This window comes from Bogoriella caseilytica (assembly GCF_003752405.1).
GTDB lineage: Bacteria > Actinomycetota > Actinomycetes > Actinomycetales > Actinomycetaceae > Allobogoriella > Allobogoriella caseilytica.
The window spans coordinates 2662138-2677593 of the sequence record NZ_RKHK01000001.1 but is presented as its reverse complement, the minus strand read 5'-3'; the positions used below and the strand labels follow the sequence as shown (position 1 = coordinate 2677593).

15 protein-coding genes are annotated in these 15456 nt (G+C 68.0%); 3 read left to right on the top strand and 12 right to left on the bottom strand.

The genetic code is table 11. From position 1 onward, the window contains the following. Positions 1–22 precede the first annotated feature (22 nt). The 12 genes from EDD31_RS12030 to rpsB all read right to left on the bottom strand — a co-directional run bounded on the left by EDD31_RS12030 (position 23) and on the right by rpsB (position 12039). Complete coding sequence (locus tag EDD31_RS12030) at positions 23–1378, bottom strand: serine/threonine-protein kinase (protein ID WP_123304363.1); 1356 nt, start codon at positions 1376–1378, stop codon at positions 23–25. Beyond that, positions 1375–2049 carry an RNA polymerase sigma factor gene (locus tag EDD31_RS12025; RefSeq protein ID WP_170163293.1) on the bottom strand — a complete coding sequence of 225 codons (675 nt, stop codon included), beginning with the start codon at positions 2047–2049 and terminating at the stop codon, positions 1375–1377. Before EDD31_RS12025 ends, EDD31_RS12030 begins: the two co-directional genes overlap by 4 nt. 79 nt (positions 2050–2128) lie before the next feature. After that, a complete protein-coding gene (locus EDD31_RS12020; protein WP_211336116.1) occupies positions 2129–2998 on the bottom strand; it encodes a GNAT family N-acetyltransferase in 870 nt (289 codons plus the stop codon). A gap of 10 nt (positions 2999–3008) precedes the next feature. Beyond that, positions 3009–4163, bottom strand: coding sequence for a flavodoxin-dependent (E)-4-hydroxy-3-methylbut-2-enyl-diphosphate synthase (gene ispG, locus EDD31_RS12015; protein WP_123304362.1), 1155 nt, complete (start codon positions 4161–4163; stop codon positions 3009–3011). A 75-nt stretch (positions 4164–4238) separates the two neighbouring features. Next, positions 4239–5561, bottom strand: coding sequence for a M50 family metallopeptidase (locus tag EDD31_RS12010; protein WP_123304361.1), 1323 nt, complete (start codon positions 5559–5561; stop codon positions 4239–4241). 50 nt (positions 5562–5611) lie between these two features. Further along, the gene (gene dxr, locus EDD31_RS12005) at positions 5612–6862 is read right to left on the bottom strand and encodes a 1-deoxy-D-xylulose-5-phosphate reductoisomerase (RefSeq protein ID WP_123304360.1); all 1251 of its coding nucleotides are present in this window, start codon (positions 6860–6862) and stop codon (positions 5612–5614) included. Next, positions 6859–7419: a DivIVA domain-containing protein gene (locus EDD31_RS12000; RefSeq protein WP_123304359.1), complete on the bottom strand. Its 561-nt coding sequence runs from the start codon at positions 7417–7419 to the stop codon at positions 6859–6861. Before EDD31_RS12000 ends, dxr begins: the two co-directional genes overlap by 4 nt. A 135-nt stretch (positions 7420–7554) precedes the next feature. Continuing rightward, on the bottom strand, positions 7555–8469 hold the full coding sequence (locus EDD31_RS11995) for a phosphatidate cytidylyltransferase (RefSeq protein ID WP_245991160.1): 915 nt from the start codon (positions 8467–8469) through the stop codon (positions 7555–7557). Between the two features lie 84 nt (positions 8470–8553). Then, positions 8554–9111 (bottom strand): ribosome recycling factor, encoded by a 558-nt coding sequence (frr, locus tag EDD31_RS11990; RefSeq protein ID WP_123304358.1) that lies wholly within the window; start codon positions 9109–9111, stop codon positions 8554–8556. 4 nt (positions 9112–9115) lie between these two features. Then, entirely contained in the window at positions 9116–9952 is an 837-nt protein-coding gene (pyrH, locus tag EDD31_RS11985) for a UMP kinase (RefSeq protein ID WP_123305493.1), read from the bottom strand. A gap of 160 nt (positions 9953–10112) precedes the next feature. Further along, entirely contained in the window at positions 10113–10952 is an 840-nt protein-coding gene (gene tsf, locus EDD31_RS11980) for a translation elongation factor Ts (RefSeq protein ID WP_123304357.1), read from the bottom strand. Positions 10953–10983: 31 nt separating this feature from the next. Further along, complete coding sequence (gene rpsB, locus EDD31_RS11975; RefSeq protein ID WP_123304356.1) at positions 10984–12039, bottom strand: 30S ribosomal protein S2; 1056 nt, start codon at positions 12037–12039, stop codon at positions 10984–10986. 621 nt (positions 12040–12660) lie between these two features. Between rpsB and EDD31_RS11970 the strand changes: the two genes are divergently transcribed. From EDD31_RS11970 to EDD31_RS11960, 3 genes are read left to right on the top strand one after another with little or no spacing between them, the layout of a single operon-like run. Then, positions 12661–13644 (top strand): hypothetical protein, encoded by a 984-nt coding sequence (locus tag EDD31_RS11970; protein ID WP_148058946.1) that lies wholly within the window; start codon positions 12661–12663, stop codon positions 13642–13644. Further along, on the top strand, positions 13628–14782 hold the full coding sequence (locus tag EDD31_RS11965; protein ID WP_148058945.1) for a hypothetical protein: 1155 nt from the start codon (positions 13628–13630) through the stop codon (positions 14780–14782). The genes EDD31_RS11970 and EDD31_RS11965 overlap by 17 nt, the downstream gene beginning before the upstream one ends. After that, positions 14763–15431, top strand: a complete 669-nt coding sequence (locus EDD31_RS11960; protein WP_123304353.1) for an ABC transporter ATP-binding protein — start codon at positions 14763–14765, stop codon at positions 15429–15431. The genes EDD31_RS11965 and EDD31_RS11960 overlap by 20 nt, the downstream gene beginning before the upstream one ends. Positions 15432–15456 lie beyond the last annotated feature (25 nt).

The window sequence follows — 15456 nt, the reverse complement described above, 5'->3', positions numbered from 1 at the left end:
CAGCGTCGAGCCGTGACGCCGGTCACGGCTCGACGACGAAGCGGTGCCGCACCTCAAGGTCTGTCCCGTCCGGCGCGCGGGCCCGCAGCACCACCTCAGCCATCCCCGGACTCGATGCCGTCAAGGTGACGCGTTCCGCGTCGGCCTCGAAGGCGCCGGTGGGTAGCGACCAGACCCAGGAGTCGACTCCATCGGCGAGCGCCTCGAAGCTCACGGGTTCTCCCACCTCCGCCGTCTCGGGCCCGGAGACAGCAATCTGCGCACCACCGGCGGCGCTCGGCGCACCGGAGGAGGCGATCCACCAGCCCGCCCCCAGACCGAGCAGCGCCGCGACCAGCACCGCGACTGCGCCCCGGGCCAGGCGCCAGGAGCGAGCTCGGGACCCACCGGAAGGATCGGCAGGTGGTCCGACGATCGGCGTGCCATCACCCGGCTGCACCGGGGCCTGATCCGCGATTGCCGGACCGCCGCCGGCCTCAGGTAGCAGCATGGTGCCGGCTTGCGATCGAGGATCTCCTGCGGGTGGGGGCAAGCCCGGGCCCCCCGGAGAGGAGGCGGCGATGCCCGTCCCCGCTATCGCACCCTCGATCTCGGCGAGCCAGGCGGCGACGTCGGGATGACGTTCTTCGGGCTCGGCGGCGTAGCTGCGGCGTACGGCTGCGAAGAAGCTCTCGGGCAGGCCGTGCTCGGCCCCGGAGGGGGAGCACAGCCAGAGCAACAGCGCCGACATCGCCCACAGGTCCGCGCGAGTGTCGACCACACCTGGGCCGTCCTGCTCAGGTGGCCGGAACCCCGCCGTCCCTCCCCCGACGGTCAGCCCGGAGTTCAGCGCCAGGTCCTTGCACATGCCGAGGTCGGCCACCACGAGTCGTTCATCGAAGCCCACCACGGCCGAAGCGACGCGGCCACTGCTCCCGCCCCACTGATCGGCCTCGGGAACTGCGGTGAGCAGGAGATTGCCAGGGCTCAGGTCACGGTGCACGAGGTTGGCGCGGTGGACGGCGGCGATCGCGGCGGCAAGTTGGCGCGCGAGGGCCAGCGCATCGGCGGGCGAGGCGACCCATCCCTGCTGGCGGAGCGCACCGACACGAGCTGCCAGCGTGCCCCGATCGGCGTGTTCCAGCACAAGATAGGGCTGGTGTCGCTCGTTCTCCCCGATGTCGTGGACGCCCACCACGTGCGGGCTGGCCACCTTGCGAAGACTGCGCCCTTCGGCGATGAATCGCTCGCGGATCTCGGGGTTCAGGCTGTGGTTCTCCGCGAGCATCTTGATGACCACGGTGTCCAGGAGGGCTTCGTCCACGGCCCGATGCACCGTGGCGAAGGACCCGACGCCGATGACCTCCTCCAGACGGTAGCGCCCCAGCCGCTCACTCATGGAGCCTCGCGGAGGTCGTGGCCCTCGGTCGTGCCGCGCAGCGCGGCGGCCAACAGGGCGCGGCCCCGGGATATCTGCGCTTTGACGGTGCCCGGAGCACGGCCCAGGCGTTCGGCCACCTCGGCGTAGGGCAGACCCTCGACGTCGCGGAGGGTGACAGGGGCCCGGTAGAGCTCCGGGAGAGCCTCCAGTGCCTCGCGCAGGGTGGCCCGGGTGGCGAGCATCGAACTCATCCGCTCAGCGGGGCCGGCCTCCTCCGGCGGCAGGGGCGAGGTGGCGCGCTGGCGGCGCAGGTGATCGACCACCCGGCGTCGCACAATCGCATGCACCCATGTGGTGACCTTGGCCTTGCCGGAGTATGAGCCGATCGAGCCGGCGATGGAGATCAGCGAATCCTGCACCACGTCGTCGACCGCAGAGTGATCGAGCAGAGCGGCGCCGGCGAAGCGATGCACGACCTGCGAGGAATCCAGCTCTTCGAGGAGGAGTTCCGTGGCCAGGGCAGCGGCCGGGCCGTCACCGGCGGCGAGGAGAGCAAGAGTTCTCAGGACGTCATCCTGGTGGCGTTCCGGGCGCGCCGCGAGCAGCCGCCGTGCACCCTGCGAGTCTGCGCCAAGCACCGCGGTGCGCAGTGCTGCATCGTCGTACTCGCCCCTCTCCACCCCAGTCACCAGCTCAGCCTAGCGAGAGCGGCAGCACGGGCACGCTCAGCGGTGCGCAGTCCGCGCGGCATATGCGGGTTCGCTGCGCTCAGAAGAGCACCGTCGCGTAGCTACCGACCTGGCGGAAACCCACCCGCCGGTACGTGGCGATCGCCGGATCGTTGTACCCGTTGACGTACAGGGAGACCGTCGGTGCCAGGCGCGCCCGCACATCGGCGACCACCGCCGCCATCCCCCGCTTCCCCAGGCCCTGACCGCGGCGTTCTGGATGGACCCAGACCCCCTGGATCTGCGCCACGCCGATCGCGAGCGCACCCACATCAGCCTTGAAGACCACCTCCGGCCCGCCGCCGAGATCCTCGATCCGCACGTACGTGCGCTCCCCCGCGGCGAGTTCGGCGACGCGGCTGGCATAGGCCCCGCCGGCCACCGTGGGGTCGTATCCGACCTCCTCGGTGAACATCGCCACCGAGGCCGGGACGATGAGCGAGGTCTCCTCGACTCTGGCGACGCGTACGTGCGGGTCGGCCTCGATCAACGGGTCGGTATCGATCACCATCGAGGGCTGATCGGCGCGCACCTCCCGGGGCTCGCTCCAATGGGGTGCGAGGCGCTCCCAGAGCTCCAGCACCTGCTCGGCGGGCCCCACGAGCGAGGAGCAGCGCCGTCCCCGGCGTCGCAGGTACGTGGCCAGCGGATCCAGGTGGCGTTCCTCGACCCCGACGGGGACAAGATTGGCGCCGAACCAGCACAGCGCCTCGGGCCGGGCGGCGCCACGCTCGGCGCCGAAGACGCCCAGCATCTGTGCCCCGGCGGTCCTGCTGTATCCGAGGTACTCGGCCTGGACCGCGGCCACGACGGAAGCGACCGGATCGCGCCGGCAGACCTCCAGTGCGAGGTGACGGTGCTCGGTCTCCAAGGGTCGGACCGCCGCGGTCGTGCGGCGCCAGAGCTTCATGGCCCCGGTATCAGCTCACGGTGACGACGGGGCTACCCGTGGCGCCGTGCTGCTCCTGGTCCTCGATTCCCATGTCCGCCGCGATGCGTTCGGCCTCGGCGATGAGGGTCTCGACAATCTGGTCTTCCGGCACAGTCTTGATGACCTCGCCCTTGACGAAGATCTGGCCCTTGCCGTTGCCGGAGGCCACGCCGAGATCTGCCTCACGAGCTTCACCCGGTCCGTTGACCACGCAGCCCATCACGGCCACGCGAAGCGGCACGGTCATTCCTTCGAGCCCGGCGGTCACCGAGTCGGCGAGTTCGTAGACGTCAACCTGGGCGCGCCCACACGAGGGGCAGGAGACGATCTCGAGCTTGCGGGGGCGCAGGTTGAGCGACTCCAGGATCTGCGAGCCCACCTTGACCTCCTCGGCCGGTGGAGCCGAGAGCGAGACGCGAATGGTGTCACCGATGCCCTGGGAGAGCAGAGCGCCGAAAGCGGTCGCGGACTTGATGGTGCCCTGGAAGGCCGGGCCTGCCTCGGTCACACCCAGGTGCAGGGGCCAGTCACCGCGTTCGGAGAGCATCTCGTAGGCGCGCACCATCACAACGGGGTCGTTGTGCTTCACCGAGATCTTGAAGTCGTGGAAATCGTGCTCCTCGAAGAGGCTGGCCTCCCAGACTGCGGACTCCACCAGGGCCTCCGGGGTGGCCTTGCCGTATTTCTCCAGGAGTCGCGGGTCCAAGGATCCGGCATTGACGCCGATGCGCAAGGAGACGCCGGCGTCCTTGGCTGCTTGAGCGATGGCCCCGACCTGATCGTCGAACTTGCGGATGTTCCCGGGGTTCACCCGCACCGCGCCGCATCCGGCCTCAATGGCGGCGAACACGTACTTGGGCTGGAAGTGGATGTCGGCGATAACCGGGATCTGCGACTTCTTCGCGATGATGGGCAGTGCCGCAGCGTCCTTGTCGGTAGGGCAGGCCACGCGCACGATGTCGCAGCCCGACGCGGTCAGCTCGGCGATCTGCTGCAGGGTGGCGTTGATGTCGTGGGTCTTGGTGGTGGTCATCGATTGCACCGACACCGGGGCATCGCCCCCGACCTCGACCTGGCCCACGCGGATCTTGCGCGTCGGTTTGCGCGGGCTCAGGACCGGCGGCGCTTCCTTGACGGTCGGCATGCCGAGGGAAATAGGGGTGCTCACGAGGACGAGTCTAGATGTTCTTGCGGTCCGTGGCGGGTGAGGCGTAGCTCGCTAACCACCCATCAGGCTGACCGGTCGCACGATGTCCGCATAGGCCAGCAGCAGCGACATGCCGATGATGAAGACGACCACCACGTAGGTCAGCGGCAGCAGGCGCGCGGTGTCGACCGGGCCGGGATCGGGCTTGCCGCGCAACCGTGCGATCTGACGCCGCAATCCCTCCCACAGTGCCCCGGCCACGTGGCCGCCGTCGAGCGGCAGGAGGGGGATGAGATTGAAGACGAAGAGAGCCATGTTGAGGCTGAGCAGCAGACTCGTCATGTCGACGGCACGTTCGGTCATGCCGTAGTCCTCGACCTCGATGGAGGCGATCTCACCGGCGAAACGGCCCACCCCCACCAGTCCGACCACCGCGCCGTCGCGCTCACCCGAACCGAAGGCGGCACCGGCGATGTCGACCAGTCGCTGGGGCAAGGTGAGCACAATCTCACCCGTGGCGGTGAAGAGTTCCCAGCTCATCTGGGGCACCTCGGTCACCGGCTGCCGTCGCAGTTCCCAGGTGGGGCTGATGCCGACGAAGGGCTGTTGCTGGGTGAGAGGCTCACCGGACTCGCTCTCCACGACGGCGCCGCGCTCATCGAACACCGGGCGCTCCACCAGTGCCGGGGTGACGGTGAGGGTCTCCGGGGCGCTCGCGCCGGCACGCAGCACCTCGATCTCGGTGGCCTGGATCCCGCCAGCGGCGATGGCTGCGGTGAGGTCCTCCCATTCGCTCACGGACTGGCCGCCCCAGGAGATCACCGTGTCACCAGGGGCCAGGCCCGCTTCTGCGGCCGGAGCGGCCGGGTCGGCATCGGTGCACTCGGTGGCTTCGGCATCACCGGGGAGACACTGCTGCACAGTGCCCAGCGTGTTGGTGGTCGTGCCCACGCCCACAGTGGTGACCACGATCGCGAGGAGCCCGACGGCGATCAGCAGGTTCATGGCCGGCCCGCCGAGCATGACCACCAGCTTCTTCGGCACGCTGAGCCGGTAGAAGGCGCGGTGCTGCTCTCCCTCTCCGAGTTCCTCCAGCGCCGAGACCCGTGCCTCCTCGACCAGGGTGAGGCGGCCGTCCTTGCGGGTGCGTGTGCGGCCCGGCCGCCCGGGGGGGAACATCCCGAGCATTCGCACGTAACCGCCCAGCGGAATCGCCTTGAGGCCGTACTCCGTGCCTTTCCTCGTGGTCGACCACAGGGTGGGACCGAAACCGACCATGTACTGCGGGGTCTTCACGCCGAAGAGCTTCGCGGGGACCAGGTGCCCGATCTCATGCAGGGCGATGGACAGGATGAGCCCGAACGCGAGAATACCGACGCCGATGAGGAAGTCCACCGGCTCAGGGTACGGTCCGTGCCCCCGCCGCGTGGGGCTGCGTCCGGGGACTATCCGGCGCGGCGCGAGATGAGCTCGTCGGCGCGGGCCCGGGCGCGCTCCTCGGCGCCGAGGATGCCGTCGAGACTCGCCTCACCCGCAGGGCCGTCGTGCTCCTCCAGCACCTCGCGCACGGTGTCCACAATGCCGAGGTAGTCCAAGCGCCCGGCCAGAAAAGCGTCCACGCACTGTTCGTTGGCGGCATTCAGGACCGCCGGGTGGGTCGCCGAGGCGTCGGCAGCAGCCCGGGCGAGAGAGACGGCCGGGAACACCTCCTCGTCCAGCGGCTCGAAGGTCCACGTTGCCGCCTGATCCCAGGAACAGGGCTCCGAGACGCCAGGGAGCCGTTCGGGCCAGGACAGGCCCAGGGCGATCGGCAGCCGCATGTCCGGCGGGGAGGCCTGCGCCATGGTCGAGCCGTCATGGAACTCCACCATGGAGTGGACGACCGACTGCGGGTGAACCACCACGGTGATGTCGTCCGCGGGAATATCGAAAAGCAGGCTGGCCTCGATGAGTTCGAGCCCTTTGTTGATCAAGGTCGAAGAGTTCAGCGTGTTCACCGGCCCCATCGCCCAGGTGGGATGGGCGAGGGCCTGTTCGGGGGTGACCTCGGTGAGGTCTGCGCGCCGCTTCCCTCGGAAAGGTCCGCCCGAGGCGGTGAGGACCAGCCGCCGGACCTCGCTGCGCCCGGTGATCACCGGGCTGGTCATGCCTTTCTCGTGTCGCCCCGAGGCCAGCGCCTGAGCCATGGCGCTGTGCTCGGAGTCCACCGGAACCACCTGCCCTGGCCGGACCTGCGCGGCCTGGACCAGCGCGCCGCCGACCACGAGGGACTCCTTGTTCGCCAGCCCCAGGGTGGCGCCGGAGCGCAGCGCGGCGAGTGTCGGGGCGAGACCAACCGAGCCGGTGACGCCGTTGAGGACCACGCCGTCCTCCCTCAGGCTCCCGGCGATCCCGGCCTGCGCCTCCGCGCCGGCGAGGACCTCGGGCCCGGGTGCAGTGCCTGGCGACTCCGCGTTCCGCGCGGCGAGGGCCTCGCGCAGCGGCGCGACGGCCTCCGCCCGGGCCACCACCACCGTCTCGGCGCCGAAGTCGAGGGCCTGCGCGGCCAGCAGGGCGGGATCGGATCCGCCGGCGGTCAGCGCGCGAACCCGGAAGCGCCCGGGGTGAGCGGCGACGACCTCGAGGGCCTGGGTGCCGATGGACCCGGTGGAACCGAGGATCACCAGGTCTCGTGGGCTCGAAGCTGCGGCCGTCACTCGACCGAGGCCAGAACTTCGACGGCGCGGGCCAGGTAGGCGTCGACCGTGCCCTCGTGGTAGGCGCGGGAGCGGCGAGCACTGGTGAAGGTCGCCGTGCGGAGTTCCTCGGCAGTGAGATGCCCATCGCGGTCGAAGTACCGCGTGAGGCGCTCAAGCAACGCATCGACCTCCTCGCGGTCGTAGCCGCGACCGCGTTCCGGCGCCTGGAATCGCTCCCCTGCCGGGCGCAACAGGCGCGGGTAGAGGGTGGTAGCACGTTCGGCGATGTGCTCCATCCACTTCTCCTCACCGTGCTCGGCGATGAAGGCGGTGCGGTGGCGCTGGATGAAGGCGGTCTGCAGACGGTCGAGGGCGGAGTCCACGGAACTGGTCAGGTAACCGCCGCGCACGAGATCGAAGGACACACTGGCGACGGCGTTCTCATCGACCGCGTCCTCTGCTGCGCCGGACTGCTCCGACTCATACGCGGAACGAGCGCGCTCGAAGAAAGCCTCGACCTGCTCGCGGTCGTAACCCGTACGCAGCCTGCTTGCGGTGGGGAACATCGCCGCCATCACACGCATCCTTCCGTTGCTGGGGCAGGCTCGTACCCGCCGCGGTCATTGTGTCATCGGCGGCGCACCCGGGCGGGGCGCCCCGCCCAGGTGCCGTGAGCGCCAGGCTGGCGGGGCCGCGAGCGCACCGACGAGCTAGAGACCGGGAACCACGAAGCTGAGCACCAGATAGCTGACGGGTGCACAGATGAGAATGGAATCGAGCCGGTCCATGACGCCGCCGTGGCCGGGCAGCAAGCTGCCCATGTCTTTGAGACCAAGATCGCGTTTGAGCAAGGACTCGGCGAGGTCACCGGTGGTGGCGGCGGCCACCGCCACCACTCCGAGCAGCAGGCCGCCCCACACGGGGCCGTCCAGGACCACACTGACCAGGACGGTGGCCACGGTGGCGGTCAGGAGCAGCGACCCGGCCGCTCCTTCCCAGGATTTCTTGGGGCTGATGGATTTGGCCATGGGCGTGCGGCCGAAGAGCACACCGGCGATGTAGCCGCCCACATCGTTGGCCACCGCGACGAGCAGCACGGTGAGCACCAGCCAGGCACCCAGCTCGTGGCGCAGGAGCAGAATCGCGAACCCGCCGAGCAGGGGCACGTAGGCGGCAGCGAAAATCGAGGCCGAGGCATCCCGGACCGCGGCGGGCCCGCCACCGTCAAGAACACGCCAGAGGAACACCCCGCCACAGGTCAGGACAAAGGCCAGCAGCATGGCCTCGGCGCCGGCAACCCACGCCGAGATGAGGATGCCGGTGGAGCCCACCCAGAGCGGGAGCACGGGGATGCGGATCTCGCGCTGGCCGAAGGCCTTGGCGAGTTCCCACAACGCCCCAGCCACGGCGACGATCGCCAACGCGAGAAAGGCCTCGCGCCGCAGGAACAGGCTCAGACCGACCACGGCGAGCAGGCTGAGGCCCACCCCGATCGCGGCCGGCAGGTTGCGTCCGGCCTTGCTGCTCGCGTGGGCATCGGGGCGGGGCGCTGCGGGCTCGACCAACGCCTCGCGGGCGTCTTCGCGCAATCGCTCGAGTGCCTGCGCTTCGGCATCCTCGCTCACGTCTGCGTCCCTTCTCGCTGTCCCGCGCGCCCGGGTGGCGGGGCGGGCGATGCCGACGCGCACCAGCGGCGCCGGCGTTGATCCTCAGACCTCGAGCAGTTCCTTCTCCTTACCCTCCAGCAGCGCGTCGACCTTCTCCACGTGAGACTTGGTCACGCTCTCGAGCTCCTTCTCGGCGCGCTCGACCTCATCCTCGCCGGCGTCGCCGTCCTTCTTGATCCGGTCGAGTTCTTCCTTGGCCTTGCGGCGCACGGCGCGGATGGCGATCCGGGCATCCTCACCCTTGGTGCGTGCGAGCTTGACGTAGTCCCGGCGGCGCTCTTCGGTGAGTTCGGGAAGGTTCACCCGGATGACCTGGCCATCATCGGTGGGGTTCACGCCGAGGTCGGACTCGCGCACTGCGCGCACGATCGCGTCCGTGGAGCTGCGATCGTACGGCGCGATGAACACGCTGCGTGCCTCCGGGATGGTCACCGATCCGAGCTGCTGCAGCGGTGTGGGGGCGCCGTAGTAGTCCACCAGGATCCCGGTGAACATGGCCGCGTTGGCGCGACCGGAGCGAATGTTGCCCAGCTCCTCACGCACATGTTCCACGGCCTTGTCCATCTTGTCTTCAGCCTCGAGCAGGGCCTCGTCGATCACGGCGTCACTCCTTGGGTTGGTGGCCGGCTCGATCGCCGGCGGCGTTGTCGATGCTCTGGGTGGTGACCAGTGTTCCGATCTTCTCACCCCGCAGGGCCCGCGTGACGTTCCCCTCGGGGCCCATGCCGAAGACGCGCATCGTGAGGTCGTTGTCCATGCACAGGGAGAAAGCAGCGGCGTCAACCACGCGCAGGTTCTGCTGCAGCGCGTCGGCGTAGGTGAGGTTATCGAGCTTGACCGCACTGGGATCGGTGCGCGGATCCGCGGTGTAGACGCCGTCCACACCGTTCTTCCCCACCAGGACCTCGTCGCAGTGGGTCTCCAGCGCACGCTGGGCGGAGACCGTGTCCGTGGAGAAGTACGGCATACCCGCGCCAGCACCGAAGACGACCACACGGCCCTTCTCCATGTGGCGGATGGCGCGCAAGGGAATGTACGGCTCGGCCACCTGCCCCATGGTGATGGCGGTCTGCACCCGGGTGCGCACGCCGGCCTGTTCCAGGAAGTCCTGCAGGGCGAGCGCGTTCATGACGGTGCCGAGCATCCCCATGTAGTCCGCGCGTGCCCGGTCGATGCCGCGCTGGGACAGTTCGGCGCCGCGGAAGAAGTTCCCGCCGCCCACCACGATGGCCACCTGCACCTCGGGAACCGCGGCCGCGACCTGGCGAGCGATACCGGCCACCACATCGGGGTCGAGCCCGACCTTGCCGCCGCCGAAGACCTCACCGGAAAGCTTGAGCAAAACACGGCGGCCACGGGCCGGCTCACCCCGTCGTGGCGGGACAGCGGGACCATGCGGGGGTGTCAGGGGTGCCGTGGGGGCGCCCTCGGAGTCAGTCATGACCATCCTCTTCTTCGGCGAACCGGGCTCTCATAGTGCCTGCTCCCCGGCGGGCCAGCGCGCTGAGCAACCGGCAGGACCGGTCCCGCGGGCGCCCCGCCGGAGGTGTGGAGATGCGACTCGGCCCCGGTTCCACGAGGGAACCGGGGCCGAGGATCACTCAGGATCCGACGCGGATGCGGACGAAGCCGGTGATGGTGCCACCAGCCTCACTCACGACGGCGCCGACGGTCTTCTTCGGCTCCTTGGCGAAGGGCTGGTCGACCAGCACGTTCTCCTTGTAGAAGCCGTTGACGCGCCCCTGAACGATCTTGGGCAGCGCCTGCTCGGGCTTGTTCTCGTTGCGAGCGGTCTCCTCCGCGATGCGCTCCTCGTTGGCGACGACGTCGGCGGGGACCTCGTCGCGGGAGAGGAAGTTCGGGGAGTAGGCAGCCACATGCATGGCCACGTCGCGACCGACGGAGGCGCCAGCGGCGTCCGTGGCCACCAGGACGCCCACCGAGGGGGGCAGGTCCTTGGCCGTGCGGTGCAGGTAGGTGGCGACCTTCTCACCGGAAACGCGCTCGATCCGGTTGATCACGATCTTCTCGCCCAGCGTCGCGGCAGTGTTGTCCAGCAGATCCTTGACGGTGCCGCCCTCGGTCGGGGCGCTGAGCAGCGCCTCGACGTCCTCGGCTCCGGAGGACACTGCCGCGGCCAGGACCTTCTCGGAGAAGGCGATGAACTGCTCGTTCTTGACCACGAAGTCGGTCTCGGCGTTCACCTCGACCAGGACGCCGGTCTCACCGGAGTCGGTCGAGACGACCTCGGCGGCCACGAGGCCCTCACCCACGGTGCGGCCCTCACGCTTGGCAACGCCCTTGAGGCCCTTGACGCGGATGATCTCCAGCGCCTTCTCCTGGTCGCCGTCGGCCTCGTCGAGAGCCTTCTTGACGTCGAGCATGCCCGCGCCGGTCTTCTCGCGCAGGGCCTTGATGTCAGCGGCGGTGTAGTTCGCCATGTTGATCCTCAGATCCTCTCAGCGGTGGTGGTCAGGCCTTCTCGGCAGTGTCAGCGTCGGTGGACTCAGCCTCGGCGGCCTTCGCGTCCTCGGCGGCCGGGGCGTTGCCCGCAACCTCGGTGGCCTCGGGCGCGTCAACGGCCTCGGGAGCCTCGGCGGCCTTGCCCTCCACGGCCTCGGCATCCTCGGCAGCGGCGACGACGTCGGCCGGCTCGGCGCTTCCGCCGGCAGCCTGGTCGGCGGCCTCGGCAGCCTGTGCGGTGACATCACCGGTGGCCGGGTCGGCCTCAGCCGGCGCCGCAGTGGTGCCGGGCTGCTCGCCCTGGCTCTCGAGGAGCTCGCGCTCCCAGGCGGCCAGCGGCTCGGCCTCCGTGGCCTCAGCAGCCTCTCCCCCACCGTGTCGCTTGACCAGGCCCTCGGCCGCGGCGTCGGCGATCACACGGGTGAGCAGCCCGACGGCGCGGATGGCGTCGTCGTTGCCCGGGATGCGGTAGTCGACCTCGTCCGGGTCGCAGTTGGTGTCCAGGATCGCGACGATCGGGATGTTCAGCTTCTTCGCCTCGGCGACAGCCAGGTGCTCCTTGTTGGTGTCCACGATCCAGACGGCGGAGGGAACCTTGCCCATGTCGCGGATACCGCCGAGGGTGCGGGCGAGCTTGTCCTTCTCGCGGCGCTGCATGAGCAGTTCCTTCTTGGTGAAGCCCGAGGAGGCCACATCATCGAAGTCGACCTGCTCGAGCTCCTTGAGGCGCTGGAGGCGCTTGGAGACGGTCTGGAAGTTGGTGAGCATGCCACCGAGCCAACGCTGGTTCACGTAGGGCATGCCGACTCGCTGGGCCTGCTCGGCGATGGACTCCTGAGCCTGCTTCTTGGTGCCCACGAAGAGGATGGAGCCACCGTGGGCCACCGTCTCCTTCACGAACTCGTAGGAGCGGTCGATGTCCTTCAGCGACTGCTGCAGGTCGATGATGTAGATGCCATTGCGCTCGGTGAAGATAAAGCGCTTCATCTTGGGGTTCCAGCGACGGGTCTGGTGCCCGAAGTGGACGCCGCTCTCGAGGAGCTGGCGCATGGTGACGACGGCCATGGCTCGTCCTTCCTGGCGCGGGCCCATGCCCGCGCGTTAGGGGCCCACGCTGACACTTGCGCGCCAGCCGGAGCCCTGGTGTTCCGGTTGTCTGCTCTATGAGCCCTGGTGCCTGCGGCGGGAGACTGCCTGCACCGGATCGTTCCCGGTGCGGGACCGTTGCCCCCTCGCCTCCCCGACCTCGGTCCTGCACTGACCGCGGGTGCGGTCAAAGCAGGCTGGTGCGGGGATATGCGGGCACGCGATGTCAGCCGGGGGGACCCGGCTCGGGGGCAACTCTAGCGGATGAATGGCCGCTGAGACCCGTACTCCCACGCGAGATCGGCGCGATCCCGGTCACGTGGCATACACGGCCGATCTCCCACGCCACTGCGGGCCCTCGCCACCGGGACCGGTCCGGCCAGGTGTGTTCACATCACCCTCGGTGAGACACCTATCAAAGAGGAAAGTGCGCACGTTCGAGTGGCGACACACGTAGCGAAATGAAAACCCCAGTGCGACTCAGGTTCCGATTTCATCACCACGCGCATCCAGGCCTTGACAGACCTCAACTCGTCGCAGCATCGTCATCGGCACACCTATCCTGGCGCCCAGCCGCTGCTGTACCCCATCCAAGGACCCATGAAGCTCATATTGTCACTAGCGGTAACAGTGGCCGTCGTGACGCTCTGGGCTTTCGCCTTCGCGGCGGACACTGGTCGCACTCCGTGGGCCAACGAACGCCTCGGCGTTACCGAGGCCCACGCGCTGGTCTACACCACACCGCAAAGCGATGACGAACGAGACCCGGAGTTCGCAGCCCAGCTCATCCGCATGACCGAGGAAGCGGGGCTCTCCGTCGCACACACGGCGTCGTGGGCCTCCGGCATCGTCACGGTCTACGACCGCCACGGGTCTTTCGGTTCCGATCATGAATTCCGCTCCCTCAGCGAACTCGACGTGCAAGGGTTCATGGTGACGGAGTGCGTCCCTGGCATCGAGCTGGCAGTCCGGGGAGCATTGGGCACCCGCGCCGATGAGCTGGGCACCTTCAGTTCCGACCTGCAGTTCTTCGGGCACCCGCTAGCCGCTGTCACCTCGCCAGCACTCACTCCTCCAGCCAGCGGCATCTTCGCCACGACGGGGGTGACAGACTCCGAATTGGACGCGCTAGCGAACCTTCTCGAGAGAAACGGATTGCAGGTCCTTCGGATTGATACCTACGGCGGCCTCGCCGGAGGCGTTCTTCCGACGAACATCGGCACGATCATCCTAGGACTGTCAGCTTCGCTCACCCAGGCCATTCCAGCTCTAGGATCGTGGTTCTATGCCAATAAAATCCGCGCTAGCGTGGCACCGGCGTTGCTGGCCGGCGCACCTATCAGAGCCTTGTTCGGCCGGTTCCTGAATCGAATGTATCCCCCGTTGCTCACCGGTCTCGCCGTCGGAGCTGGATCAGTAGTCGCGCTGGGGGCGCTTGGACGATCAGTCGCCGGATTCGGGATGAGCGCACCGACAGCGCTGGACGGACTCGCAGGGCTTACTGCTGGGACCTTGTCGAGCCTCGCCATGACCATAGTCGCCGCCATCTTCACGTTGCGGACCTGGTATGCGATTCCACGCTAGCCGCATTATTGCCGACCTGCGACGAGGACTGGCCATCCTCGCCACGACGGCACCGATGGTCTTGATGACGAGCTTCATTCTGGCCTACATGGCCTCGTTCACGCTGCCCGCAGTGCAGATCTTCACCTCTGAACAGCAGGGAAACACCTACCGAATCGGCGCGCTAGATGTCGACGCGCGCCACTACATGGAGGTGCAGTCGCCTCCGCCCTATCAGTTGCAGGACGACCCGAGGTCGGCTGCGCTGCTGACCATGACCGAGAACCACCCAGGTAGTTACCTCTGGCTGGACGCTCAGGAGATCTGGCACGCCGAGTCACACTCGCCGGAGCCCGCGCCGTCCACGCAGGGAATCGTCGTCATCGGGCTGACATGGCCAAGTGATCCATCGGTTCATTCCACACCTGGGCAGCCAACCGTATGGAGCGATGAAGAACGCGGTTCGTGGCGCGCATATATTGACGCCACAATGGAACCCATCTCGACCACGCGACTTCTCGAGTCTGCCCCACGAGGCGACAGCCCGGTCGATCGGGGAGCACAGGCAACGGGGAACTGGGCACTGATACACCCCTCCGACGCCACCCGCCTTCCACTGGAGAGACCACAAACGTTCGAATGGCCAGCTGAACGATTCGCCTGCGCCTGCGCCTCGAGCGATCTGGATCACCTCATTGACGAGTTGAACAGTCACGGCACGGCGCAGTACTACGCAGTTGAGACGCAATCTGGGCCAGGAATCGCGGAGCGGTCCTCAGCCATCGTTTCCTTGGCAACCTTCTTGGTGGCTCTGATGGGCACGATCAGCACCCTTCTCGGCTTCCTCCTCATCCAGTCGGCACTGTGGCATCGCTTCCGGCGCTGCTACGCCATCGAGGCGTCGTTCGGGGCCCATCGACTCGGCTTCGTGGTTCGCCAGAGCGTCCTCATCCTGGCCGCGGCGACGGCACCGGCTGCCTTCGCCTTCTTTGTCGCGTGGAACATGCTCGCCGGCGGACCCTCCACAGCTGACTTCGATCCAGGCGTCGTGGTCTATCTAGCCGTTGGCCTCGTCGTAGTTCACGTAGTGCTGACAGCGATTTCCGCGGCGTCTATCTACCGGAAGGGTCTTGCCCCGAATGAGCACCTCACCAGCTGAACTGGTCGCGCTTCGCAACGTGTCGAAGTCATTTCCTGACGGCGAGCGCACACGCTCCGTTCTGGACTCCCTCTCGTTCGGTGTGGCTCCTGGTGAAGTGGTTGCGCTGCTCGGACCCTCTGGTTCGGGCAAGACCACTGCGCTCAACATCGCGTGCGGTCTGCTCCAGCCCGATTCCGGCGATGTGCTCATCTCAGACGAGACTCTCGATCTCTCGAGCAGATCACGTTTGGCGTTCCTCAGGAGGTGCTATTTCGGCATCCTTCCCCAACATGGCGGGTTGATTGACGAGGAGTCAGTGGCGAGCAACCTTGCGCTCCCGGTGAGGCTGGGGCAGCCGCGCCTCTCCCGCGGTGATCGGCATGCCCGCGTGCTTGAACTCCTGAAGAGCGTGGACGCGCTGCCGGCAACGCAGTTCACAGCGGGCACGCTCTCAGGCGGCGAACGTCAGCGCGTCCTCCTCGCTCGCGCACTCGCCAACGAGCCGAAGGTCCTCCTTGCCGACGAGCCGTCTTCACACCTTGATGCTCCAGCATCTCGCACGGTGCTCACTCTCATCCGGCGGCGGGCCGAGGCTGGCATGGGCGCTCTGATCGCCACGCACGATCCGCTCGTACTCGAGCACTGTGATCGCGCAGTAGAGCTGTAGCGCACGGCAAGTGATGGGGCGCTTT